The sequence below is a fragment of the Oleiphilus sp. HI0086 genome (assembly GCF_001635225.1).
On the sequence record NZ_LWFZ01001014.1, the window covers coordinates 1 to 1658 of the forward strand.

The window sequence follows — 1658 nt, forward strand, 5'->3', positions numbered from 1 at the left end:
CGATCGGCAACGATAGTGATTGGACGCCCTTCTGGCGCGACTGCGCTGTTAGACTTTGAAGCCTGATAGTCTAACTCAGCCTTAAGCAGAGGTTCTACCTCTCCTTGAAATTCACGAAGCTCGGCGACTTTAACGATCGCTCGGCCACCGACAAGAATATCGTCGTGAGTCACGGCTAATGCCAGCGCATCTTTTGGCATTTGATCAGCATTAGAAACCGGAAGCTTGACCATATTGTTCTGGTTCAATACTTGTACATCACTTGAGGAATTTACCATCAAGAAAAACACAAGAATCGTAAAGATGTCCATCAAGGATACCAGGTTTAACTTACCCTGATTCTTACTACGGCGTTGGTGACGCTGGATACGCTTGGCTTTTGCTGATGTTTTCATGATCTAACCTTCCCATCAGTTAATTCGGTCTTGGCATCCGCAACACTTTCGTTTGCATCAACAACTTCCGGCGCATCGGCTATCGACACTTCCGGGAATAACTCGGCATTCACTACACTTCCCGCAACAACGGTACGGTAAGATCGCACCTTATCCATCACAGACACCAAGGTCTGATAGGAAGTGTCTTTTCGTGCCATGACAGTAATATCTTTCTTTTCCGGAATACGCGATTTCAGCTCCTGCATCACTTGCCCTAACATCGCAAAGTCGTAAGCCCCAGTACTTACGGCCGCGTTGTCAGAGCTATTATTTGCAACTGAATTCCGCTTTAAACTATCTATTTGCTTAATCACACCGCCTTTATTGTCGGCAACCACCAACTTATCTTCCAGAATCATTACCTGTAACTGCAATGACTCATCATCCTGAGCTGAGCTTTGGTCTTGAGTTGGAAAGTTCAACTCAAGTACACTCGTATGAGCAAAGATCATATTGATCAGCAAGATTGGTACAAGCACGATCATTAAATTCATAAATGCCGTGATATCCAGATCTGCTTCACTTCGTAAGCGTCGATGTTTGCGTTTCATAGTCGAGTCTGCCTATTTCGCTAAGGATTGATCAATAAAGTTGGTTTACAAAGACCAACTAAACAGCGGCTGCCGCATTAAGCCCTGAGTCAGCACTTGGCGACTGTGTAGCCTTAGCAGGTGCTGGAACCGAAGCTGATCGGTCACTTAATAAGTTCATCACTTTAATGCCCGCCATTTCAAAACTATCGACAATCTCGTTAGTCTTTGTTTGAAGTACTGAGTGAACGAGTAATAAAGGAATCGCCGCAATCAAACCGAATGCAGTCGTGTTCATCGCTACTGAAATACTTTGTGATAGCAAGCTAGCTTTTTGTGCAGGATCGGCCGAGGCAACCGCTGTAAATGCAGCGATCAAACCAATGATCGTGCCCAACAAGCCGAGCAAGGTTGAAACGTTAGCTAAAGTCGCTAGATATTGCGTACGTTTTTCTAAACGCGGCATCGTTTCCAGCAAGCCTTCTTCCATCGCATATTCAATTTCTTCACGTGGCTGTCTGCGGCCTAATCGAACCAGACCCGCACCGATCATATTCGACATGGCGGTCTTAGACGAAGAAGCAAACTTTACAGCCGACTTAAAGTCCTTCCCGCTAATCATACGGTGAAGCTTATTAAAGTCCTGGCGGTTATTACGCTTAGCGACACTCAGGTAAACATAGCGTTCAAT

Annotated in this window: 3 protein-coding genes; all 3 read right to left on the reverse strand. The window is 45.4% G+C overall.

Features of this window, described 5'->3' with window-relative positions:
- On the reverse strand, nt 1–395 hold a 395-nt coding region (locus A3756_RS18190), incomplete at its 3' end, for a biopolymer transporter ExbD (protein ID WP_068554179.1).
- On the reverse strand, nt 392–988 hold the full coding sequence (locus A3756_RS18195; protein ID WP_068553966.1) for a biopolymer transporter ExbD: 597 nt from the start codon (nt 986–988) through the stop codon (nt 392–394). The genes A3756_RS18195 and A3756_RS18190, both read right to left, overlap by 4 nt.
- 58 nt (nt 989–1046) lie before the next feature.
- Nucleotides 1047–1658, reverse strand: a 612-nt coding sequence (locus A3756_RS18200; protein ID WP_068554181.1) for a MotA/TolQ/ExbB proton channel family protein, incomplete at its 5' end; no start/stop codon positions are given.